Origin of the sequence: Brenneria sp. g21c3 (assembly GCF_040240345.1) — a bacterium.
GTDB lineage: Bacteria > Pseudomonadota > Gammaproteobacteria > Enterobacterales > Enterobacteriaceae > Brenneria.
Map to the genome: position 1 here is coordinate 209,337 of NZ_JBEIAB010000005.1, position 22,896 is coordinate 232,232.

General features: G+C 52.4%; 19 protein-coding genes and 2 tRNA genes. 19 read left to right on the forward strand and 2 right to left on the reverse strand.

Translation table 11 applies throughout. The features are described 5' to 3' along the window. Positions 1-79: 79 nt before the first annotated feature. Positions 80-1,513, reverse strand: coding sequence for a serine-type D-Ala-D-Ala carboxypeptidase (gene dacB, locus ABRZ28_RS10365; protein ID WP_330520212.1), 1,434 nt, complete (start codon positions 1,511-1,513; stop codon positions 80-82). 272 nt (positions 1,514-1,785) lie between these two features. Here dacB and greA point away from each other — a divergent pair, with 272 nt between their 5' ends. After that, the gene (greA, locus tag ABRZ28_RS10370) at positions 1,786-2,262 is read left to right on the forward strand and encodes a transcription elongation factor GreA (RefSeq protein WP_319604138.1); all 477 of its coding nucleotides are present in this window, start codon (positions 1,786-1,788) and stop codon (positions 2,260-2,262) included. 127 nt (positions 2,263-2,389) lie between these two features. On the opposite strand, the gene yhbY is transcribed toward greA, so the two are convergent. Then, positions 2,390-2,683, reverse strand: coding sequence for a ribosome assembly RNA-binding protein YhbY (gene yhbY, locus ABRZ28_RS10375; RefSeq protein WP_319604139.1), 294 nt, complete (start codon positions 2,681-2,683; stop codon positions 2,390-2,392). A gap of 144 nt (positions 2,684-2,827) precedes the next feature. Between yhbY and rlmE the strand changes: the two genes are divergently transcribed. The 18 genes from rlmE (at position 2,828) to ABRZ28_RS10465 (ending at position 22,885) form a co-directional block, all read left to right on the forward strand. Further along, positions 2,828-3,457 carry a 23S rRNA (uridine(2552)-2'-O)-methyltransferase RlmE gene (gene rlmE, locus ABRZ28_RS10380; protein ID WP_319604140.1) on the forward strand — a complete coding sequence of 210 codons (630 nt, stop codon included), beginning with the start codon at positions 2,828-2,830 and terminating at the stop codon, positions 3,455-3,457. 47 nt (positions 3,458-3,504) lie between these two features. Beyond that, entirely contained in the window at positions 3,505-5,448 is a 1,944-nt protein-coding gene (ftsH, locus tag ABRZ28_RS10385; protein ID WP_319604141.1) for an ATP-dependent zinc metalloprotease FtsH, read from the forward strand. Positions 5,449-5,571: 123 nt separating this feature from the next. Then, positions 5,572-6,405 (forward strand): dihydropteroate synthase, encoded by an 834-nt coding sequence (gene folP, locus ABRZ28_RS10390; protein WP_330520213.1) that lies wholly within the window; start codon positions 5,572-5,574, stop codon positions 6,403-6,405. An 8-nt stretch (positions 6,406-6,413) separates the two neighbouring features. Then, entirely contained in the window at positions 6,414-7,748 is a 1,335-nt protein-coding gene (gene glmM, locus ABRZ28_RS10395) for a phosphoglucosamine mutase (protein ID WP_319604143.1), read from the forward strand. A 331-nt stretch (positions 7,749-8,079) separates the two neighbouring features. Then, positions 8,080-8,415: a preprotein translocase subunit SecG gene (gene secG, locus ABRZ28_RS10400; RefSeq protein ID WP_319604144.1), complete on the forward strand. Its 336-nt coding sequence runs from the start codon at positions 8,080-8,082 to the stop codon at positions 8,413-8,415. Between the two features lie 79 nt (positions 8,416-8,494). After that, positions 8,495-8,581 (forward strand) — tRNA-Leu (locus tag ABRZ28_RS10405). A gap of 59 nt (positions 8,582-8,640) precedes the next feature. Beyond that, positions 8,641-8,717, forward strand: a tRNA-Met gene (locus ABRZ28_RS10410). 219 nt (positions 8,718-8,936) lie between these two features. Next, on the forward strand, positions 8,937-9,389 hold the full coding sequence (gene rimP, locus ABRZ28_RS10415) for a ribosome maturation factor RimP (protein WP_319604145.1): 453 nt from the start codon (positions 8,937-8,939) through the stop codon (positions 9,387-9,389). A 21-nt stretch (positions 9,390-9,410) separates the two neighbouring features. Continuing rightward, entirely contained in the window at positions 9,411-10,922 is a 1,512-nt protein-coding gene (gene nusA / locus ABRZ28_RS10420) for a transcription termination factor NusA (protein ID WP_319604146.1), read from the forward strand. Between the two features lie 25 nt (positions 10,923-10,947). Next, positions 10,948-13,656 (forward strand): translation initiation factor IF-2, encoded by a 2,709-nt coding sequence (gene infB, locus ABRZ28_RS10425; protein WP_319604147.1) that lies wholly within the window; start codon positions 10,948-10,950, stop codon positions 13,654-13,656. 73 nt (positions 13,657-13,729) lie between these two features. Beyond that, positions 13,730-14,128 carry a 30S ribosome-binding factor RbfA gene (rbfA, locus tag ABRZ28_RS10430; RefSeq protein ID WP_319604148.1) on the forward strand — a complete coding sequence of 133 codons (399 nt, stop codon included), beginning with the start codon at positions 13,730-13,732 and terminating at the stop codon, positions 14,126-14,128. After that, a complete protein-coding gene (gene truB / locus ABRZ28_RS10435; protein ID WP_330520214.1) occupies positions 14,128-15,072 on the forward strand; it encodes a tRNA pseudouridine(55) synthase TruB in 945 nt (314 codons plus the stop codon). Before rbfA ends, truB begins: the two co-directional genes overlap by 1 nt. A gap of 123 nt (positions 15,073-15,195) precedes the next feature. Further along, on the forward strand, positions 15,196-15,465 hold the full coding sequence (rpsO, locus tag ABRZ28_RS10440; protein WP_048636268.1) for a 30S ribosomal protein S15: 270 nt from the start codon (positions 15,196-15,198) through the stop codon (positions 15,463-15,465). 253 nt (positions 15,466-15,718) lie between these two features. After that, positions 15,719-17,842, forward strand: a complete 2,124-nt coding sequence (gene pnp, locus ABRZ28_RS10445) for a polyribonucleotide nucleotidyltransferase (protein ID WP_319604150.1) — start codon at positions 15,719-15,721, stop codon at positions 17,840-17,842. A 117-nt stretch (positions 17,843-17,959) separates the two neighbouring features. Then, complete coding sequence (gene nlpI, locus ABRZ28_RS10450; protein WP_319604151.1) at positions 17,960-18,844, forward strand: lipoprotein NlpI; 885 nt, start codon at positions 17,960-17,962, stop codon at positions 18,842-18,844. 109 nt (positions 18,845-18,953) lie between these two features. Beyond that, positions 18,954-19,025, forward strand: a complete 72-nt coding sequence (gene yrbN, locus ABRZ28_RS10455) for a protein YrbN (RefSeq protein WP_349824363.1) — start codon at positions 18,954-18,956, stop codon at positions 19,023-19,025. Beyond that, positions 19,015-20,871 (forward strand): DEAD/DEAH family ATP-dependent RNA helicase, encoded by a 1,857-nt coding sequence (locus ABRZ28_RS10460; protein ID WP_319604152.1) that lies wholly within the window; start codon positions 19,015-19,017, stop codon positions 20,869-20,871. Before yrbN ends, ABRZ28_RS10460 begins: the two co-directional genes overlap by 11 nt. Positions 20,872-21,172: 301 nt before the next feature. Beyond that, on the forward strand, positions 21,173-22,885 hold the full coding sequence (locus tag ABRZ28_RS10465; RefSeq protein WP_319604153.1) for a phosphoethanolamine transferase CptA: 1,713 nt from the start codon (positions 21,173-21,175) through the stop codon (positions 22,883-22,885). Positions 22,886-22,896: the final 11 nt, after the last annotated feature.

Sequence of the window (22,896 nt, forward strand, 5' to 3'; positions counted from 1 at the left end):
CGATCCGGCGTTGTTCGCCGCCGATAACGGCGATGTATCGCTCATCTTAAAGACAGCGCGGCATCCCGCGCTGTATCAGTTAGTTATTCTGATAGATATCTTTGTATAAACGACTTTCAAACCGCACCAGCGGAATTCGTCGTGCGCGTTGATCTTCCGGCGGCACCGCATAACCGGAAAGGAACTGGACAAAGGCCATCCTCTGGCCGCTGGCCGTAGTGATAAACCCAGCCAGATTGTACACGCCCTGTAAGGCGCCGGTTTTCGCCGAGACCTTGCCGTCTACGCCCGCTTCATGTAATCCGCCGCGATAGCGCAGGGTGCCGTCATAGCCGGCAAGCGGCAGCATTTCAATGTAATTCAATTCATTATCGTGCTGAGCGATATACTGCAACGCCTGCATCATGGTGGCCGGCGATATCAGGTTATGACGCGACAGACCTGAGCCGTCAACCACAATGCTGTTGCCTAAATCGACGCCGGCTTTCTGACGCAGAATTTGACGAACCGCATCGGCGCCCGCGCGCCATGTGCCGGGAACCTTGAATCGTTCGTGACCGATGGTGCGAAAAACGGTGTCGGCAATCATGTTGTCGGACTTTTTCAGCATGATGGTCAGCAGGTCATGTAACGGCGCGGATTGGGTTTGCGCCAGTATGCTGCCCGCCGGACCTGGCTGAGTCTGACGGCGCAAGCTGCCTTTTATTCTGATCTCCGCCTGTAACAGTTCGTCTTTGACGATGGCCCCGGCGTAGCTGGCGCCATCCTGAATGGCGAAAGCCAGCGGAAGCGGGTCTTGTCGCTGCGTCAGACAGCCTGTGAGCGTAAACCGGTTCAGTTCGCCGGGAATCACATCCAATTCACAGTATTGCGCATCAGGGGAGCCCTTAGCCAGCGTACGCACCTCGCTGAACATTTGCACGGGGTAGTAAGACGCCACGCGGATAAATGCGTTGTCGCCGGCCTGAGGCGCGCTGTAGAGCGAAACGGAGAAGCAGTTGCGATCGACGATTGCGGCAGACGGCGGCGCGCTGAAACATTGCGTCATATCGTTCCAGGGCCAACCGGGGGCTTTATCATGGCTGGCGAAGACGGAGGTATCGATCATGACATCCCCCTCGATTTCCCGAATGCCGCGTTTTTTCAATTCCTGCACCATATTGCGTATTTGCTGGCGTTTTAGCGTCGGGTCGCCGCTGAAACGCACGATCAGATTGCCGCGTAATTGACCATTGGCGACCGGGCCATGACTTTCCATCGTGGTGACAAAACGATAATCTGATCCTAACTGTAGCAACGCAGCCAGCGCGGTCAGCACTTTTTGCGTGCTGGCGGGCAGCGCCATCTGCTGGCTGTGAAAGGCTAGCGTAGGGCTGGCCGCGCCGATTTTTTGCACAATCAGCGCCAGATTGGCGCCGTCGGGCAAATACTGAATATGATCTTCAACAGGCGCTGCATTCGCATGCAGAACAAAAACGCAGGCAAGTCCGGGAATGATCGATGAAAAACGCATAATCTCAGCTAACAACGGGGTAACATGCGGTCATACTACGGCGCAACAAGGTCTAAAGTAAACGATGATCCCTATGGAACTCTGGGTTAAAATACGTATCAAAATGCAAAACCGCTTCCGGCCTGGAAAATTTGTTCCGGGACTGGTTACTTTTGTTTAATTGCCAGAAAACATTGGCATGTAGCAGATATTCCGTCGTATTTGATTGTTAACGCGTCAGGATGGATGACGATGATTTGAGGCGTACGGATTTTCTAGAGGTATAGACAATTATGAAACAATTTCCGATGACGTTGCGTGGTGCCGAAAAATTGCGCGAAGAGCTGGATTTTTTAAAGAGTGTTCGCCGACCTGAAATTATTGCCGCGATTGCCGAAGCTCGCGAGCATGGCGACCTGAAAGAAAACGCGGAATACCACGCCGCGCGTGAGCAACAGGGCTTTTGTGAAGGGCGTATCCGGGATATCGAAGCCAAACTATCCAATGCGCAGGTTATCGACGTGACGAAAATGACGGCCACAGGGCGCGTCATTTTCGGCGCCACCGTCAAGGTTGTTAATCTGGATACTGAAGAAGAGCAAACGTATCGCATCGTTGGCGATGACGAGGCTGATTTTAAGCAGAATCTGATTTCCGTTAACTCGCCCATCGCTCGCGGGCTTATCGGCAAAGTACAGGATGACATTGTGGTGATTCGGACGCCGGGCGGCGACGTGGAGTACGAAATCGTCAGTGTTGAATACCTGTAATTTCGTTGCCTTGATGATAAAAACGACAAAGTTTGTAAAGAAAAGAAAAAGGCCGCTTGCGGCCTTTTCTCTCACAGAGAGGCATGGCACCTTTCCGTTAAAACAGAGTATCCTGAAATAAAAAATGTTATCGTGGTAACACTATTTTACGTTCTTTCGACGGACGATAGAGTACCAGCGTATGACCGATAACCTGAACGTTGCTGGCCCCGGTTTCGCGAATAATGGCTTCAATAATCAAAGCTTTGGTTTCGCGCTCTTCAGCAGCGACTTTAACTTTGATCAGTTCGTGATGTTCTAATGCTTGTTCGATCTCAGCCAGAACACCTTCGGTGAGGCCGTTATTGCCCAGCATGACAACCGGTTTTAACGGGTGCGCCAGACCTTTCAGGTGTTGTTTTTGTTTATTACTTAGATTCATTGTCTTTTTTGCTTAGGTTGGGATTGAAAACGGCTCATTCTACCGCCATCTCATGATTATAACCAAATTGGTTGTGCAGATCGGGTCCGGGAGACGTTTCTACTTACCAATACGATTAGCGCCTTATTGAGAGTTGGAAAATAGATGGCCACGAAAAAGCGTTCTGCAAGTTCCAGTCGCTGGTTGCAGGAACACTTTAGCGACAAATATGTGCAACAGGCGCAGAAAAAGGGACTCCGCTCCCGAGCTTGGTTTAAACTTGATGAAATACAACAGAGCGACAAGTTGTTTAAACCCGGTATGACTGTTGTTGATTTAGGCGCGGCGCCTGGCGGCTGGTCACAGTATGTGGTGACGCAGATCGGCGGCAAGGGGCGCATCATTGCATGTGATATTCTACCGATGGATCCTATTGTTGGCGTCGATTTCCTACAAGGGGATTTTCGTGATGAATTAGTCCTTAATGCTCTCCTTGAAAGAGTAGGGGACAAAAAAGTTCAGGTGGTGATGTCTGACATGGCCCCGAACATGAGCGGTACTCCAGCAGTTGATATTCCGAAAGCGATGTATCTGGTTGAATTAGCACTTGGTATGTGTCGGGATGTTTTAGCGCCAGGCGGAAGTTTCCTGGTAAAAGTGTTTCAGGGAGAAGGTTTTGATGAATACCTGCGGGAAATTCGCTCCCTGTTTACGAAGGTTAAAATTCGTAAACCAGACGCTTCGCGTGCCAGATCTCGTGAAGTGTATATCGTAGCGACAGGGCGCAAACTGTAGTACCCTAACGCTGTTTTTTAACACAGTTGTAATATGAGGTTAATCCCTTGAGTGACATGGCGAAAAACCTGATTCTCTGGTTAGTCATCGCAGTCGTGCTGATGTCTGTATTCCAGAGCTTTGGGCCCAGCGAGTCGAATGGCCGTAGGGTGGATTATTCAACCTTCTTGACTGAAGTGAATCAGGATCAGGTCCGTGAAGCACGTATTAACGGGCGTGAGATCAGTGTTATCAAAAAAGATAGCAACAGATACACGACTTATATTCCTGTCAACGATCCCAAGCTACTGGATAACCTGCTAACGAAGAATGTGAAAGTCGTTGGTGAGCCGCCGGAAGAGCCGAGTTTGCTGGCTTCAATCTTTATTTCCTGGTTCCCAATGCTGTTGCTGATTGGTGTCTGGATCTTCTTCATGCGTCAAATGCAAGGTGGTGGCGGTAAAGGCGCCATGTCCTTTGGCAAGAGCAAGGCTCGAATGCTGACGGAAGACCAGATCAAAACGACGTTTGCCGATGTCGCAGGTTGCGATGAAGCAAAAGAAGAAGTGAGCGAACTGGTTGAATATCTGCGTGAACCCAGTCGTTTCCAGAAACTGGGCGGTAAGATACCGAAAGGTATTCTGATGGTTGGCCCGCCGGGTACCGGTAAAACCCTGCTGGCAAAAGCCATTGCCGGCGAAGCGAAAGTGCCTTTCTTTACGATTTCCGGTTCGGACTTCGTAGAAATGTTTGTCGGCGTGGGCGCATCCCGCGTACGCGACATGTTCGAGCAGGCAAAGAAAGCCGCGCCTTGTATCATCTTCATTGATGAAATCGATGCGGTAGGTCGCCAGCGCGGCGCCGGTCTGGGCGGCGGTCATGATGAACGTGAACAGACATTGAACCAGATGCTGGTCGAAATGGATGGTTTCGAAGGTAACGAAGGCATCATCGTGATTGCCGCAACCAACCGTCCTGATGTACTTGATCCGGCGTTATTGCGTCCAGGTCGTTTTGACCGTCAGGTGGTGGTCGGCTTGCCGGACGTTCGTGGTCGTGAACAGATTCTGAAAGTGCATATGCGTCGCGTGCCGCTATCTCCGGATATCGATGCGTCGGTGATTGCGCGCGGCACGCCCGGTTTCTCCGGCGCCGATTTGGCTAACCTGGTTAACGAAGCCGCCCTTTTCGCCGCCCGCGGCAACAAACGGGTGGTGTCCATGGTGGAATTTGAGAAAGCCAAAGACAAGATCATGATGGGCGCGGAACGCCGCTCCATGGTGATGACGGAACAGCAGAAAGAGTCGACGGCCTACCATGAAGCGGGTCATGCGATTATCGGTCGACTGGTGCCGGAACACGATCCGGTGCATAAAGTGACGATTATTCCGCGTGGTCGCGCGCTGGGCGTGACGTTCTTCCTGCCGGAAGGCGATGCCATCAGCGCCAGTCGTCAGAAGCTGGAAAGTCAGATTTCCACGCTGTACGGCGGCCGTTTGGCAGAGGAAATCATCTACGGCGTGGAAAAAGTCTCCACCGGCGCCTCAAACGATATTAAGGTTGCGACTTCCATCGCCCGTAACATGGTCACGCAGTGGGGCTTCTCCGAAAAACTCGGTCCGTTGCTGTACGCAGAGGAAGACGGCGAAGTATTCCTGGGACGCTCGGTTGCCAAAGCCAAACATATGTCTGACGAAACCGCCAGAATCATCGATCAGGAAGTTAAATCGCTGATTGAACGTAACTACCAGCGTGCGCGTGAGTTGCTGATGGCGAATATGGACATCCTGCACTCGATGAAGGATGCGTTGATGAAGTATGAAACCATTGATGCGCCGCAGATTGATGATTTGATGTCACGCAAAGATGTTCGTCCGCCAGCTGGCTGGGAAGAACAAAAGTCAGATAGCAATTCAGGTAATGGCGGTTCGCCTAAGGCGCCGACGCCGGTTGATGAACCCCGTACACCTAATCCGGGTAACACAATATCCGAACAGTTAGGCGAGAAATAATTTAACCAGTGTGCTTATCGTATACACATGGTTGTCACTCCAAACCCCGGACTTGTCCGGGGTTTTTTTACTGACTCGTCTGCTGGGTAAGTTTTAAAATAGTCAACGATTTGAGGGAAAATCATGCAATTGATCGCCAGAGGATCAACCCTGGATCTTTCTCGCCCCAATGTTATGGGCATTCTCAATGTCACCCCCGATTCATTTTCTGATGGCGGCAAGCACAATACGCTGGATGCGGCGCTGTTTCATGCTCAGGATATGATTGCGGCCGGCGCTACGTTGATTGATGTCGGCGGGGAGTCAACCCGCCCCGGGGCCGACGAGGTTAGCACGCAAGAAGAACTGGAACGTGTGATTCCTGTCGTTGAAGCCTTGGCTCAGCGTTTCGATAGCTGGATTTCCGTCGATACGTCGAAACCGGAAGTGATTACGGCCGCGGCGCAAGCGGGCGCTCACTTAATTAACGACATTCGTTCACTACAAGAACCCGGTGCTTTAGCTGCCGCGGCGGCAACCGGCTTGCCGGTATGTCTGATGCACATGCAGGGATTACCAAAAACCATGCAGCATAATCCTCACTATGAAGACCTGATGGCCGAGATCGGCGATTTTTTGCAGCAGCAAATCGATCGCTGTGTGAACGGCAATATTCAGAAACGTAATCTGTTACTGGATCCCGGATTCGGATTTGGTAAAAATCTGACTCACAATTATCAGCTTCTGGCTCGCCTGAGCGAATTACACCGTTTCGGATTGCCGCTTCTGGTCGGTATGTCGAGGAAATCCATGATTGGACAGCTACTCAAGGTTCCTCCGATGAAACGGGTGCAGGGCAGCGTGACCTGTGCGGTGATTGCGGCGATGCAGGGTGCGCACATTATTCGTGTTCATGACGTAAAAGAAACGGTAGATGCGATGCGCATTGTTGAAGCGACTCTTTCAGCAAAGGAATAAAAATTATTATGAGTAACCGTAAATATTTTGGGACCGATGGCGTCCGGGGCAAAGTGGGTGATAGTCCGATTACTCCCGACTTTGTGTTGAAGCTGGGCTGGGCGGCGGGAAAGGTGCTGGCGCGACACGGTTCCCGGAAGATTATCATCGGCAAGGACACCCGAATTTCCGGTTATATGTTGGAGTCTGCGTTGGAAGCCGGGCTGGCTGCGGCTGGCTTGTCCGCCTCGTTTACCGGCCCGATGCCGACGCCGGCGGTGGCTTACCTGACCCGGACCTTCAGAGCGGAAGCCGGCATTGTCATTTCGGCCTCCCACAACCCTTATTACGATAACGGCATTAAATTCTTCTCAATTGACGGCACTAAACTGCCTGATGAAGTGGAAGAGGCGATTGAAGCTGAATTAGAGAAACCGTTGACCTGTGTCGAATCGGCGGAGTTGGGGAAAGCCAACCGCATTGTTGATGCTGCCGGGCGTTATATCGAATTCTGCAAGGGGACGTTCCCGAGTGAACTGAATCTGAATGGGCTGAGAATTGTGGTTGATTGTGCGAATGGCGCAACCTATCACATTGCGCCCAGCGTCTTGCGCGAGCTGGGCGCGGACGTCATTTCCATCGGCTGCAAGCCAGACGGCATGAACATCAATGAAGAATGCGGCGCTACGGATGTCAGGCAGCTACAGGCGCGCGTTCTGGCGGAAAAAGCGGATGTGGGATTAGCCTTTGATGGCGATGGCGATCGGCTCATCATGGTCGACCACCAGGGCAATAAAGTCGACGGCGACCAGATCCTGTATATCATCGCGCGAGAAGGTTTACGCCAGGGACAGCTTCGCGGCGGCGCGGTGGGAACCCTGATGAGTAATATGGGTCTGGAGTTGGCGCTAAAGCAGTTGGGCATTCCGTTTGCCCGCGCCAAAGTCGGCGATCGCTATGTATTGGAAATGATGCAGGCCAAAGGTTGGCGCATCGGCGCTGAAAACTCCGGTCATGTCATCCTTCTGGATAAAACGACGACGGGCGACGGCATCATTGCTGGTTTGCAAGTGCTTACTGCGATGGTCAGAAACCACATGAGCCTGCATGATCTGTGCAGCGGTATGAAGCTGTTCCCGCAAATTCTGGTGAATGTTCGTTATTCAGGCGAGAACGATCCGCTTGAGGACGCGTCCGTTCAACAGATAACGCGTGATGTCGAGAAAGCGCTGACGGGACGCGGGCGGGTATTGCTGCGGAAATCAGGAACCGAGCCGCTGATCCGCGTGATGGTCGAAGGTGAAAATGAAGCGATGGTTATCGAGTTAGCCAATCGGATCGCCGATGCGGTAAAAGCGGTGTAAACCAGTTCGGCATTGGCCGGAGAAAGGCTTTCGGCAATGCTGACTTTTTTAATCAGCGCTCTTTATTCCTGATTGGAGTAGTTACCGGCTAACCTTAACAATCAAGCAGATAACCAGCGCTATGAGGGTTTCGTAGCGAAAGCCGCTGTTTTTTTCTTCAATCGGCCAATGGCGGCTAAATTACCCTTGCGTACGTTACAGCCTTTGGTTAGTATTCAGACCCGCTTAATCGGGATGACGTTTTCATTCGCTTTAGCGGATTACACGCGATTTTTATCGCAAGAATTCAAAATCTCCATAAATGATGGGGAAAACGGTTACAGGTACAACTATGTACGAAGCTCTTTTGGTGATTTTCCTGTTGGTAGCGATCGGGCTGGTAGCGCTGATCATGCTGCAACAAGGTAAAGGTGCTGATATGGGAGCCTCGTTCGGAGCAGGTGCTTCTGCCACTTTGTTCGGTTCGAGCGGCTCCGGCAATTTCATGACTCGCATGACGGCGGTTTTGGCGACGCTGTTCTTCATTATCAGTCTGGTGCTGGGCAACTTGAGTACCCGGCACGGTAAAGCCGGCGGCGAGTGGGAAAACCTGAGCCAGCCTGAAAAAGCGGAGCAGACCACAACGCCTGCCGCGCCTTCAGCGCCTGCGAGCGATATTCCGCGGTAATCGTTTTAACAGAGCAGTTCAGACAGCGGCGCCTGGCGCGGTTGTTATAAAGCAGTAGTGACACAGCAGTAATTGTGATGCCGAGGTGGTGGAATTGGTAGACACGCTACCTTGAGGTGGTAGTGCCCGATTGGGCTTACGGGTTCAAGTCCCGTCCTCGGTACCAATCCTATAGATAACTTGCTTTTTAGCGGTTGTCAGCGTAGTATTTGCCACGTTTTCGGACGCGGGGTGGAGCAGCATGGTAGCTCGTCGGGCTCATAACCCGAAGGTCGTCGGTTCAAATCCGGCCCCCGCAACCACTTAACTTTCCAGGTAGCGCTTTTTTTCAAATAGGCTGTTCTGTAAGTTTCCATCGCTTTCACAGTCGTTTTGAAAAAATCCTTAACCGAAAGTTAGGCCGCGTTGTTTAGCGGTAATAGGGTCCAGTTGCATAAAGCCCCGATATATCGGGGTTTTTTGTTATTTGGTAACAGAATTACTGGGCTATTAAGCCCTTTTTTTATGTCTTGGGGGTGGGCTTGTCCACATTAGAGCAAAAATTAACAGAGATGATTTCAGCACCAGTCGAAGCATTAGGCTACGAATTGGTCGGCATTGAGTTCATCCGGGGTCGCCAATCGACGCTGCGTATCTATATTGATAGTGAAGATGGCATCACTGTTGATGATTGTGCTGATGTCAGCCACCAGGTCAGCGCCGTGTTGGATGTAGAAGATCCCATCACCGTCGCCTACAACCTGGAAGTGTCATCTCCGGGACTTGAACGTCCTTTGTTCACGGCAGAACATTATGTCCGTTTCATCGGTGAAGAGGTGACCGTGGTGCTGCGTATGGCAGTCCAGAATCGCCGTAAATGGTTGGGGGTGATTAAAGCCGTTGATGGCGAGATGATCACCATAACAGTGGAAGGCAAAGACGAAGTGTTCGCGCTGAGCAACATCCAGAAAGCGAACCTGGTACCCCACTTTTAAAGTTTGGATGAGGCAACTAGGATGAATAAAGAGATTCTGGCTGTTGTTGAAGCTGTTTCCAACGAAAAAGCCGTCCCGCGTGAAAAGATTTTTGAGGCATTGGAAACCGCACTGGCGACAGCAACCAAGAAAAAATACGAGCAGGAAATCGATGTCCGCGTCAGTATCGATCGTAAAACCGGTGATTTCGATACCTTCCGTCGCTGGTTAGTGGTCAATGAAGTTACCCAGCCAACGCGTGAAATCACGCTGGATGCGGCGCAGTTTGAAGATCCTGCTCTCGATGTCGGTGATTACGTTGAAGATCAGATTGAGTCAGTGACATTCGACCGTATTACCACACAAACCGCAAAACAGGTTATTGTACAGAAAGTGCGCGAAGCTGAGCGCGCCATGGTCGTTGATCAGTTCCGTGAACAGGAAGGCGAGATCGTCACTGGTGTCGTGAAGAAAGTTAACCGTGATAACATCTCGCTGGATTTAGGCAATAATGCTGAAGCGGTTATCGGCCGTGAAGATATGTTGCCGCGCGAAAATTTCCGCCCTGGCGATCGCATTCGCGGCGTGCTGTACGCCGTTCGCCCTGAAGCCCGCGGCGCTCAGCTGTTTGTTAGCCGTTCCCGTCCGGAAATGCTGGTCGAACTGTTCCGCATTGAAGTACCGGAAATTGGTGAAGAAGTCATTGAGATCAAGGCTGCTGCCCGCGACCCAGGCTCCCGTGCGAAAATCGCGGTGAAGACCAATGACAAGCGCATTGATCCGGTCGGCGCCTGCGTAGGCATGCGCGGCGCGCGCGTTCAGGCCGTATCCAGCGAGCTTGGCGGCGAGCGTATTGATATTATTCTGTGGGATGATAATCCCGCGCAGTTTGTTATCAATGCCATGGCCCCGGCCGATGTCGTTTCCATCGTGGTTGATGAAGACACCTGTACGATGGATATCGCCGTGGAGTCCAGCAATCTGGCTCAGGCGATTGGCCGTAACGGCCAGAACGTGCGTCTGGCTTCCCAACTGTTAAAACAGCATCGTTCAGATGACCGTTGGGAACTGAACGTCATGACCGTGGAAGATCTTCAGGCTAAACATCAGGCTGAGGCCCATGCCGCAATTGATGTCTTCACCAAGCATCTGGATATCGACGAAGAGTTCGCTACCGTGCTGGTTGAGGAAGGTTTCTCCTCGCTTGAAGAATTGGCCTATGTGCCGATCAAAGAGCTGTTGGCAATCGAAGGCCTGGATGAAGAAACCGTTGAAGTATTGCGCGAACGAGCTAAAGCCGCGTTAACCACGCTGGCCTTGGCGCACGAGGAAAGTCGCGGTGACGGCCAACCCGCAGACGATTTGCTCAGTTTACCTGGCCTGTCGCGTGAATTGGCATTCAAGCTGGCAGCACGCGGTATTTGCACGCTGGAAGATCTTGCTGAGCAGGGCGTCGACGACCTGACGGATATTGAAGAGCTGAATGATGAAAAAGCCGGTGAGCTGATTATGGCCGCCCGTAATATCTGTTGGTTTGGCGACGAAAACGAATAACGAACTGTAGCAGGAAAGGAACAGCATGACAGATGTAACCGTAAAATCGCTGGCCACAGAGATTCAGACTTCGGTTGACCGCCTGATACAGCAGTTTGCTGATGCGGGCATTACCAAGTCTGCATCGGATTCTGTGACCCAGCATGAAAAAGAAACATTACTGGCGCACTTGAACCGAGATCGTGGAAATGCGCCAGGTAAATTGACGCTACAGCGTAAAACGCGTAGTACGTTAAATATTCCGAGCACTGGCGGCAAGAGTAAGTCAGTGCAGATTGAAGTCCGCAAGAAACGCACTTATGTAAAACGCGATCCTATCGACGCCCAACAGGCTGAAGAGGAAGAGCAGGCACGGCGTGAAGCGGAAGAACAGGCACAACGCATTGCTGAAGAGCAGGCCAAACGCGAGGCGGAAGAAAAAGCCAAACGCGAGGCGGCTGAGACAGCTAAGCGTGCTGCTGAAGAGCAAGCCAAACGTGAGGCCGCTGAAAAAGCTAAGCGTGATGTAGCGGAAAAAGAAAAAGTGATTAATCAACAAAACGATAGTGTAACCAAACCTGCTCAGGCTGAAAAAGCCCGACGTGAAGCTGAAGCCGCGGAACTTAAGCGTAAAGCCGAAGAAACTGCTCGTCTCAAGGTAGAAGAAGAGGCGCGCCGTATTGCTGAAGAAGCCCGTCGCATGGCGGAAGAAAACGCCGGACGGTGGGAAGCGGAAAGCGCTAAGCCTGAAGAAAGCGCTGATTATCATGTCACCACTTCTCATCATGCCCGTGAAGCGGAAGATGAAAGCGATCGTCAGGTTGAAGGCGAACGCCGCAGCCGCGGCGGCCGCAGCAAAGTGACCAAGCAGAAAAAAGGCAACCGCCTGTCTGAGTCCAAAGCCGACCGCGAAGAGGCCCGCGCCGTTACTCGCGGCGGTAAAGGCAAACGCAAACCAAGTTCTTTGCAACAAAGCTTCAATAAGCCTGCTCAGGCCGTTAACCGCGATGTGGTGATTGGCGAGACGGTGACGGTGGCTGAATTGGCCAACAAAATGGCGGTGAAAGGCTCTCAGGTCATCAAAGTCATGATGAAACTGGGCGCGATGGCCACCATCAACCAGGTTATCGACCAGGAAACCGCGCAGCTGGTGGCCGAAGAAATGGGCCATAAAGTGATTCTCCGTCGTGAAAACGAACTGGAAGAAGCGGTAATGAGCGACCGTGATACCGGCGCTGCCGCCGAATCACGCGCGCCGGTCGTTACCATCATGGGTCACGTCGACCATGGTAAAACCTCGTTGCTGGACTATATCCGCTCGACCAAAGTCGCCGCAGGCGAAGCCGGTGGGATTACCCAGCATATCGGCGCCTATCACGTTGAAACCGACAACGGCATGATCACCTTCCTGGATACGCCCGGACACGCCGCGTTTACCGCGATGCGTGCTCGCGGCGCCCAGGCAACGGATATCGTGGTGCTGGTTGTCGCCGCGGATGACGGCGTGATGCCGCAGACCATCGAAGCAATCCAGCACGCTAAAGCGGCTCATGTGCCGGTTGTCGTCGCGGTGAACAAGATTGATAAGCCGGAAGCCGATCCGGATCGTGTTAAAACCGAGCTTTCCCAGTACGGCATCATGCCGGAAGAGTGGGGCGGCGAATCTCAGTTCGTACACGTCTCGGCCAAGGCGGGGACAGGGATTGATGAATTGCTGGATGCCATTCTGTTGCAGGCTGAAGTGCTGGAATTGAAAGCAATCCGTAGCGGTATGGCCAGCGGCGTGGTGATCGAATCCTTCCTGGATAAAGGTCGCGGTCCGGTAGCCACCGTTCTGGTGCGCGAAGGTACGCTGAATAAGGGCGATATCGTTCTTTGTGGTTTTGAATACGGTCGTGTTCGTGCCATGCGTGACGAACTGGGTCGTGAAATTACTACGGCGGGTCCGTCGATCCCGGTGGAAATCCTGGGTCTGTCCGGCGTGCCGGCGGCCGGTGATGAAGCTACCGTGGTCCGTGACGAGAAGAAAGCGCGTGAAGTGGCGCTGTATCGTCAGGGCAAATTCCGTGAAGTTAAGCTGGCTCGTCAGCAGAAATCCAAGCTGGAAAACATGTTCGCCAACATGACCGAAGGCGAGGTTTCCGAACTGAATATCGTGCTTAAGTCTGACGTTCAGGGCTCTTGTGAAGCGATTTCCGATGCGCTGCAAAAACTGTCTACCGACGAAGTGAAAGTGAAAATCGTTGGTTCCGGCGTGGGCGGCATCACCGAAACGGATGCCACGCTGGCAGCCGCGTCGAATGCGATTATCCTTGGTTTCAACGTCCGTGCCGATGCTTCCGCGCGCCGCGTCGTTGAGTCTGAAAGTCTGGATCTGCGCTACTATTCGGTTATCTATGACCTGATTGACGAAGTTAAGCAGGCCATGAGCGGCATGCTGGCGCCGGAATACAAACAGGAAATCATCGGTCTGGCTGAAGTTCGCGATGTCTTCAAATCACCGAAATTCGGCGCAATCGCCGGTTGTATGGTGACGGAAGGCGTCGTTAAGCGTCACAACAAGATTCGCGTACTGCGTGAAAACGTGGTCATCTATGAAGGCGAGCTCGAGTCTCTGCGTCGCTTTAAAGATGACGTCAACGAAGTCCGCAGCGGTATGGAATGTGGTATCGGCGTGAAGAACTACAACGATGTCCGTGCCGGCGACGTGATCGAAGTATTTGAAACGATTGAGATCAAACGTACGATTGACTAAATCGGCGTCAGACGATGCGATAAGTTATTCATGGGGGGCCTTGCGCCCCCCGATTTTTACTTGAGGATTCAACATGGCAAAAGAATTCAGCCGCACCCAGCGCGTTGCGCAGGAAATGCAAAAAGAAATCGCCATTATTATTCAACGAGAAGTGAAAGATCCGCGTATCGGCATGGCTACCGTATCCGGCGTCGAGGTTTCACGCGATCTGGCTTACGCCAAAGTGTTTGTGACGTTTCTGAATGACAACGAACCGGATCAGGTAAAAACGGCGGTCAAAGCGCTGCAAGACGCTTCGGGTTTTATCCGCATGTTGCTGGGTAAAGCGATGCGCCTGCGCGTTGTGCCGGAACTGACGTTTTCCTACGACAATTCATTGGTCGAAGGGATGAGAATGTCCAATCTGGTCACCAACGTTGTCAGACACGATGCCGAGCGTCGTTCGGCGACGGGCGAAGATCAGGAGGATTAATGAGCCGTCCTCGCCGCCGCGGCCGTGATGTACACGGCGTATTGCTATTAGATAAACCGCAGGGCATGTCGTCTAATGATGTTTTGCAGAAAGTAAAACGGATCTTCAACGCCAATAAAGCCGGTCATACGGGAGCATTGGATCCGTTGGCGACGGGCATGTTGCCGATTTGCCTGGGCGAGGCGACCAAGTTTTCCCGTTATCTATTGGATTCTGATAAGCGGTATCGCGTTATTGCCCGTCTTGGGCAGCGGACGGATACCTCTGACGCCGACGGCAACATCATTGAAACACGCCCGGTCACTTTTTCGCCAAAAGATCTGGACGCGGTGCTGGACGGTTTTCGTGGCGCGACGAAACAGGTTCCCTCAATGTATTCGGCGCTGAAGTATCAGGGGCGTCCGCTCTATGAATATGCGCGTCAGGGGCAGGTCGTTCCGCGTGAAGCGCGAGATATTACCGTTTATGAGCTGCTGTTTATCCGCTATGAGGGGGATGAGCTTGAGCTGGAAATTCATTGCTCGAAGGGCACCTATATTCGCACCATCATTGATGATTTGGGCGAAAGGCTTGGTTGCGGCGCGCATGTGATTTATCTGCGCCGTTTGCAGGTAGCTACCTATCCCGCGGAAAGGATGGTGACGCTGGATAAGTTGAACGCGTTGCTGGAACAGGCGCAGGTTGAGGGGAGTTCGCCCGCATTGAGCCTCGATCCGTTGTTAATGCCGATGGAGAGTCCGGCGATGGGCTTTCCCGAAGTGAATTTACCGTCGGTTACCGCCGGCTACCTGAAACTGGGGCAAGCGGTTCAGGCCGCCGGCGCGCCTCTGGACGGAATGGTCCGAATTACCGAAGGCGATGAACATAAGTTCATCGGCATGGGCGAGATCGACGACGAAGGGCGCGTGGCTCCCCGCCGTTTGGTGGTCGAGTTTCAGGAGTAAGCGCGTTTGTTGCTACCTTGCTATCGGATGAGGCTAAGAGTAGAATAGCGCGGCTTAACTATTGGGTGGCTGAATTAGAGATCGGCGCCTGTTTTTTTTATCTATAATGTTTGGAGTATTACTATGTCTCTAAGTGTTGAAGCGAAAGCTAAAATCGTTGCGGAATTCGGTCGCGGCGCTAACGACAGCGGTTCCACCGAAGTTCAGGTTGCTTTGCTGACTGCGCAGATCAACCATCTGCAAGGTCACTTTGCCGAGCACAAAAAAGATCACCACAGCCGTCGTGGTCTGCTGCGTATGGTTTCTCAGCGTCGTAAGCTGCTGGACTACCTGAAGCGTAAAGATGTAGCACGTTACACCAGTCTGATCGAACGTCTGGGTCTGCGTCGCTAAGTCTTCCGGGTTTCGGTAGGAAGGGGCCTTTTCGGGCCCCTTTCTTCTAGGAAGCGCTCGTAAAACAGAGTAATGTAGTTGTTGTTTTCATTATGATCTTTCATTGCAGAGATTCGCGCGGCTAATGAGAGGCTTTATCCGCATGAGCAGGGTAAGGGTTGTCATTAGTCGTGAGGATGTAATGCAAAGATCAGGCGTTCACCGGCGTGTTTATCTTGAACAGGTATGATGCGCCCAAGCTAAGGATATTATTTTGCTGAATCCGATCGTTCGTAAATTTCAATACGGTCAACATACTGTTACGTTAGAAACCGGTATGATGGCTCGCCAGGCTACCGCCGCTGTTATGGTAAGCATGGATGACACCGCGGTGTTTGTTACCGTTGTTGGCGCGAAACAAGCCAAACCCGGTCAGAGTTTTTTCCCGCTGACCGTTAACTATCAGGAGCGTACCTACGCGGCCGGTCGTATCCCTGGCGGTTTCTTCCGCCGTGAAGGTCGTCCAAGCGAAGGCGAAACGCTGATTTCCCGCTTGATTGACCGTCCTATCCGTCCGCTGTTCCCTGATGGTTTCCTGAATGAAGTTCAGGTCATTGCCACCGTAGTGTCCGTGAACCCGCAGGTTAGCCCCGATATCGTGGCGATGATCGGCGCTTCCGCCGCGCTGAGCCTGTCCGGCATCCCGTTCGGCGGCCCGATCGGCGCGGCGCGCGTCGGTTACCTGAACGATCAGTACGTGCTGAACCCGACTACCGACGAACTGAAAGAGAGTCGTCTGGATCTGGTGGTTGCCGGTACCGAAGGCGCGGTGCTGATGGTGGAATCCGAAGCGGACCTGTTAAGCGAAGAGCAAATGCTGGGCGCCGTGGTGTTCGGCCATGAGCAACAGCAGGTTGTTATCGAAAACATCAATGCGCTGGTCGCCGAAGCCGGTAAACCGAAGTGGGACTGGCAGGCGCCGGAAATCAACCAGTCTTTGCAGCAGCGTGTCGCCGCGTTGTCGGAAGCTCGCCTGGGCGATGCTTACCGCATCACGGAAAAACAGGAACGCTACGCGCAGGTTGATGCTATCAAATCCGATGTAGAAGCCGCTCTGTTAGCTGAAGATGAAACGTTGGACGCCGGCGAAATCCAGGACATCCTGGGCAGCGTAGAGAAAAACGTGGTTCGTAGCCGCGTGCTGCGCGGCGAGCCGCGTATCGACGGTCGCGAAAAAGACATGATCCGCGGGCTGGATGTGCGCACCGGCGTATTGCCGCGTACACATGGTTCCGCGCTGTTCACCCGTGGCGAAACGCAGGCGCTGGTTACCGCCACGCTGGGTACCGAGCGTGATGCGCAGAACATCGACGAACTGACCGGCGAACGCACCGATCGCTTCCTGCTGCACTATAACTTCCCTCCGTACTCCGTTGGGGAAACCGGTATGGTCGGCTCGCCGAAGCGCCGTGAAATCGGTCATGGTCGTCTGGCGAAACGCGGCGTTCTGGCGGTTATGCCGAAAGCCAATGAGTTCCCGTACACCGTGCGTGTGGTTTCCGAGATTACGGAATCCAACGGTTCTTCTTCCATGGCGTCCGTTTGCGGCGCGTCTCTGGCATTGATGGATGCCGGCGTGCCGATTAAAGCCGCTGTCGCGGGTATCGCGATGGGCCTGGTTAAAGAAGGCGAGAACTTTGTCGTACTGTCCGATATTCTGGGCGATGAAGATCATCTGGGCGATATGGACTTTAAAGTAGCCGGTAGCCGCGAAGGCATCACCGCGTTGCAGATGGATATTAAAATCGAAGGTATCACCCGCGAAATCATGCAGGTTGCCTTGAATCAGGCCAAGGGCGCCCGTCTGCACATTCTGGGCGTGATGGAGCAGGCTATCAGCACGCCGCGCGGCGATATTTCCGAATTTGCCCCGCGTATCCACACCATCAAGATCAGTACTGATAAGATTAAAGACGTTATCGGTAAAGGCGGTTCGGTTATCCGTGCGTTGACGGAAGAAACCGGCACCACCATCGAGATCGAAGATGACGGTACGGTGAAGATTGCTTCTACCGACGGCGAGAAAGCCAAACACGCGATTCGCCGTATCGAAGAGATTACGGCTGAAATCGAAGTGGGCCGTATCTATCAAGGTAAAGTCACGCGTATCGTTGACTTTGGCGCTTTCGTCGCCATCGGCGGCGGTAAAGAAGGTCTGGTGCATATTTCTCAAATCGCCGACAAGCGCGTTGAAAAAGTGACCGACTACCTGCAAATGGGTCAGGAAGTACCGGTCAAGGTACTGGAAGTCGACCGCCAGGGCCGCGTACGTTTAAGCATTAAAGAAGCAAATGCTCAACCTCAGGAAGCGGCAGTCGCGCCTTCTGAGGGAGAATAACTGTTAAAAACAGTAGTACGGCTCCTTTAAGGAGCCGTGATCGTAAGGAGCGGACGTCCTTACATTGAGCAAACCGGGACAGGATGTTCATCCAATGTTTGTCTTCGGGAGTGGGAAATGAAGCCTTTCTTGCGCTGGTGTTATGTTGCGACAGCTCTTATGCTGGCAGGATGCAGCAACACGGATTGGCGTAAAGACGCAGTGTTGGCAATTCCATTACAGCCTACTTTACAGCAGGAAGTGATTCTGGCGCGCATGGAACAAATTCTTGCCAGCCGGGCACTCACCGATGATGAGCGAGCACAGCTATTATATGAGCGCGGAGTGCTGTATGATAGTTTAGGGTTGCGAGCATTAGCGCGAAATGATTTTTCACAAGCGCTATCGATCCGCCCTGATATGCCGGAAGTTTTTAACTATCTGGGTATTTACTTAACGCAGGCAGGCAATTTTGATGCTGCCTATGAAGCGTTTGATTCTGTACTAGAGCTTGATCCAACTTACAATTACGCGCGTTTAAACCGGGGCATCGCTTTGTACTATGGCGGTCGTTACCTGTTAGCGCAGGATGATCTGCTGGCGTTTTATCGAGACGATCCAAATGATCCTTTCCGTTCGTTGTGGCTGTACCTTGCGGAGCGAGAAATCAATCCGGAGACGGCCAAAGTAGCGTTGCAGAAACGCTATGACGGGGCGCAGAAAGGGCCGTGGGGATGGAATATTGTCGAATTCTACCTGGACGGTATCAGCGAAAAAGTGCTGATGAGCCGTTTGCAGGAAGAGGCTACGGATAACACTTCGCTCGCTGAGCATCTCAGTGAAACTGACTTCTATTTAGGTAAGCACTACCTAAGTCTGGGGGACAAGAACACCGCTTTGGCGCTGTTCAAGCTGACGGTTGCCAACAACGTTCACAATTTTGTTGAGCACCGCTATGCATTGTTGGAATTGGCGCTATTGGGCCAAGAGCAAGACGACCTATCAGAATCGGACCAGCAATAGCTGACGAACAATACTATCGCCTTAAAACTACGGTTGTCACCTTAGCGGGTGAGGGCTTTTTTGTTCGCTTTTTAATCCAATTTGAGCCGGTTCACACTTTTCAATGAAAATGACTGAAAATTTTCTCGACGAGTTATGTAGACTGGCCGCCATTTATGAGGCACGTGTACATGACTACTGAGCTTGAAACCTCTTTTGCTGATCTGGGGCTGTCCGCCCCCATTATTAATGCCCTTACCGATTTGGGCTACGAAAAACCATCGCCGATTCAGGCGGAGTGTATTCCTCATTTATTGAGTGGTCGCGATGTGCTGGGGATGGCGCAGACCGGTAGTGGTAAAACAGCGGCATTTGCGCTGCCATTACTGAACAATCTCAAACCCGAATTAAAAGCGCCGCAGATGCTGGTGCTGGCGCCAACGCGCGAATTGGCTGTACAGGTTGCCGAAGCCTGTAATGATTTTGCTAAACATTTGCACGGCGTGAACGTGGTTGCTCTGTACGGCGGCCAGCGTTACGACGTCCAGCTGCGCGCTTTGCGCGGCGGCGCGCAGATCGTGGTCGGTACGCCGGGACGTTTGCTGGACCACCTGAAGCGCGGCACGTTGGACTTGTCCAACCTGAGCGGACTGGTGCTGGATGAAGCCGATGAAATGCTGCGTATGGGCTTTATTGAAGATGTGGAAAACATCATGGCGCAGATCCCGGCGGAACATCAGACCGCGCTGTTTTCCGCGACGATGCCGGAAGCCATTCGTCGCATTACGCGTCGCTTCATGAAAGATCCGCAGGAAGTGCGCATTCAGTCCAGCATCACCACTCGCCCGGATATCAGTCAGAGCTACTGGACTGTCCACGGCCTGCGTAAAAATGAAGCGCTGGTGCGTTTCCTGGAAGCGGAAGATTTTGATGCGGCGATTATTTTCGTCCGTACTAAAAATGCCACGCTGGAAGTGGCCGAAGCGCTGGAACGCAGCGGTTACAACAGCGCGGCATTAAACGGCGACATGAACCAGGCTTTGCGCGAACAAACGCTGGAGCGTCTGAAAGATGGCCGTCTGGATATTCTGATCGCCACCGACGTGGCCGCCCGTGGTCTGGACGTTGATCGTATCAGCCTGGTGGTTAACTACGATATTCCGATGGATGCCGAGTCTTACGTCCACCGCATCGGTCGTACTGGTCGCGCCGGTCGCGCCGGTCGCGCATTACTGTTTGTTGAAAACCGTGAGCGTCGTCTGCTGCGTAACGTCGAACGCACCATGAAGCTGACCATTCCTGAAGTCGAACTGCCGAATGCTGAACTGCTGGGACAACGCCGTCTGGCGAAGTTTGCCGCCAAAGTTCAACAGCAGCTGGAAAGCAGCGATCTGGATATGTACCGTGCGCTGCTGTCCAAATTGCAGCCTGAAGAAGAGCTGGATATCGAAACTCTGGCTGCGGCGTTACTGAAAATGGCGCAGGGCGAACGTCCGCTGATTCTGCCGCCGGATCCGGTCTTCGATCGTCGTCCGCGTCGTGAATTCCGCGATCGTGACGATGCGCGCGGCGATCGTCGTCGTGATGGCGAGCGTCCGCAGCGTCGCGAGCGCCGGGATGTGGGTGATATGGAACTGTATCGTATTGAAGTCGGACGCGACGACGGCGTGGAAGTTCGCCATATCGTTGGCGCTATCGCTAATGAAGGCGATATCAGCAGCCGCTATATCGGCAATATCAAGCTGTTTGCTTCCCACTCAACGATCGAGTTGCCGAAAGGCATGCCGGGTGATTTGCTCTCTCACTTTACCCGCACCCGTATCCTGAACAAACCGATGAACATGCAGTTGCTGGGCGATGCCAAACCGCATGACCGCGGGAATGGCGAACGCCGTGGCGGTCGCCCTGCCGGCGATCGTCCTGCCAGCGCGCCGCGTCGTTCCTATAGTAACGGCGAACGCCGTGACGGGAATGCTGCCGGCGAGCGTCGCGGAGGACGTAGCTTCAACCGTGATGCGGCGCCGCGTCGTCGTCCTGCGGATGCCTAAGCGTATTACATCGAAAAAGACATTATTTGACTGTTAACAGTTAACAGCATAAGATTTTTCGACATAAGACGGCCCTTTCGAGGGCCGTTTTTTTTGTCGAGAGCACGGATAAAACGCTTATTTTTTCAAATCGAGGTTTGCTTAACGATATTACGTCGTATTGATTATCAGGCAGCCTAATGATAACGCGCGGTTACTCTCTAATAAAAAATCGATGATCAAAAAACAGATGTTTTCTGAAAGGCTCATATGGCGAGGCTTGTGGGAATTTTAATTAATTTAAGTGTTTGGAATAAAATAAATGTCTGATTTTTTAATGAAAAAGCGCTTCAGTTGGGGCGCGTTGGGATGGCTTTTACTGTTTTTCTGGTATTTTTCCGCGGTATTGCAACTATCAATTTTATTGAGCGGCCACAGCGGGTTTAATGGATTAAGAGACGCGCTGATTTACAGTTTATTTTGGCTTGTCCCGGTATTTATTTTCCCGCGTCAAACCCGAATCATTACGGCAGTCCTGGGCATTGTACTTTGGGCCTCTTCCGTGGTGGCTCTCGGGTATTATTCGATTTATAAACAGGAATTCTCGCAAAGTATACTGTTCGTGATGTTCGAGTCGAATACGACGGAAGCCGGCGAGTATATGAGCCAGTATTTTAGCCTGAAAGTGGTTGGCGTATTGCTGGTTTATACCGTAGCGGCATTTTTCTTATGGACAAAGGTGCGGCCGGTTTATTTGCCCATCGGGCGTCGCGCTGTCGCCATCCTGGTGATTATTACCGCGCTTTTTGGCATTCCCGCCTATAAAAATATCATTGTTGAGAAAGGGTCTTTGCAAGATACCGTGAGCTATCTGGCCGATAGAATGGCGACCACGGCGCCCTGGCAATTTATGAGCAGCTATATGGAATACCGCCAGCAATTAAACAGCATGGAAGCGATGTTGCAGCAAAACGCGGCGCTGCCGCCGCTGGCCAATCTCAAAGACGCCAATGGCGATACGCCGCGCACGCTGGTGCTGGTGATCGGTGAGTCAACCACCAGCAGCCGCATGAGCCTGTATGGTTATCCGCGTCCGACGACGCCTCGTCTGGATGCGTTAAGCCAGTCCGATCCGAATCTGGTGGTATTTAAAGATGTGGTGACCTCTCGGCCTTACACCATTGAAATTCTGCAACAGGCGCTCACTTTTGCCGACGAGCAGAACCCAGAGGTGTATCTGACCAAACCCTCGCTGATGAATTTGATGAAGCAGGCGGGCTATAAAACATTCTGGATCACCAATCAGCAAACGATGACCAAACGGAATACCATGCTAACGGTATTTTCCCAGCAAACGGATAAGCAATTTTATCTGAACAACCAGCGGACGCAGAGCGCCCGGCAGTACGATGATGTGGTGTTGCCGCCGTTTGAGGAAGTGATGGCCGATCCGGCGCAGAAGAAATTCATTGTCGTTCATTTATTGGGAACGCATATGAACTACAAATACCGCTATCCGGAAGATTTTGACCGGTTCAACGACCGTACCGGCGTGCCTTCCGGGGTTAGTGATAAAGACGTGGATGTCTACAATCACTATGACAATGCGCAATTGTACAATGATTACATCGTCAGCAGCCTGATTAACACTTTCGCGCAACATAAACCCAATGGCTTTTTGCTGTACTTCTCCGACCATGGCGAAGATGTTTATGAAACGCCGCCGCATAATATCCTGGGACGTAATGAGGCCGCCCCGACCCGAGCGATGTATACCATTCCCTTTATGGTGTGGATGTCGCCGGAATGGCGGGCAAGCCATAGCCTCGACTATACGCCCTATATCGCACGCAAATACAGCAACGCCCATTTGATTCATACCTGGTCTGATCTGGCGGGGTTAAGCTATAACTTTTATGAACCCTCCAAGAGTCTGGTAAACCCGGCGTTCAAACAAACCGAACGTTGGATCGGCAATCCTTATGATAAAAAGGCACTGCGTCCGTTCGATGATTTGCCGACGACGGTGAAATAACATCGATAGCG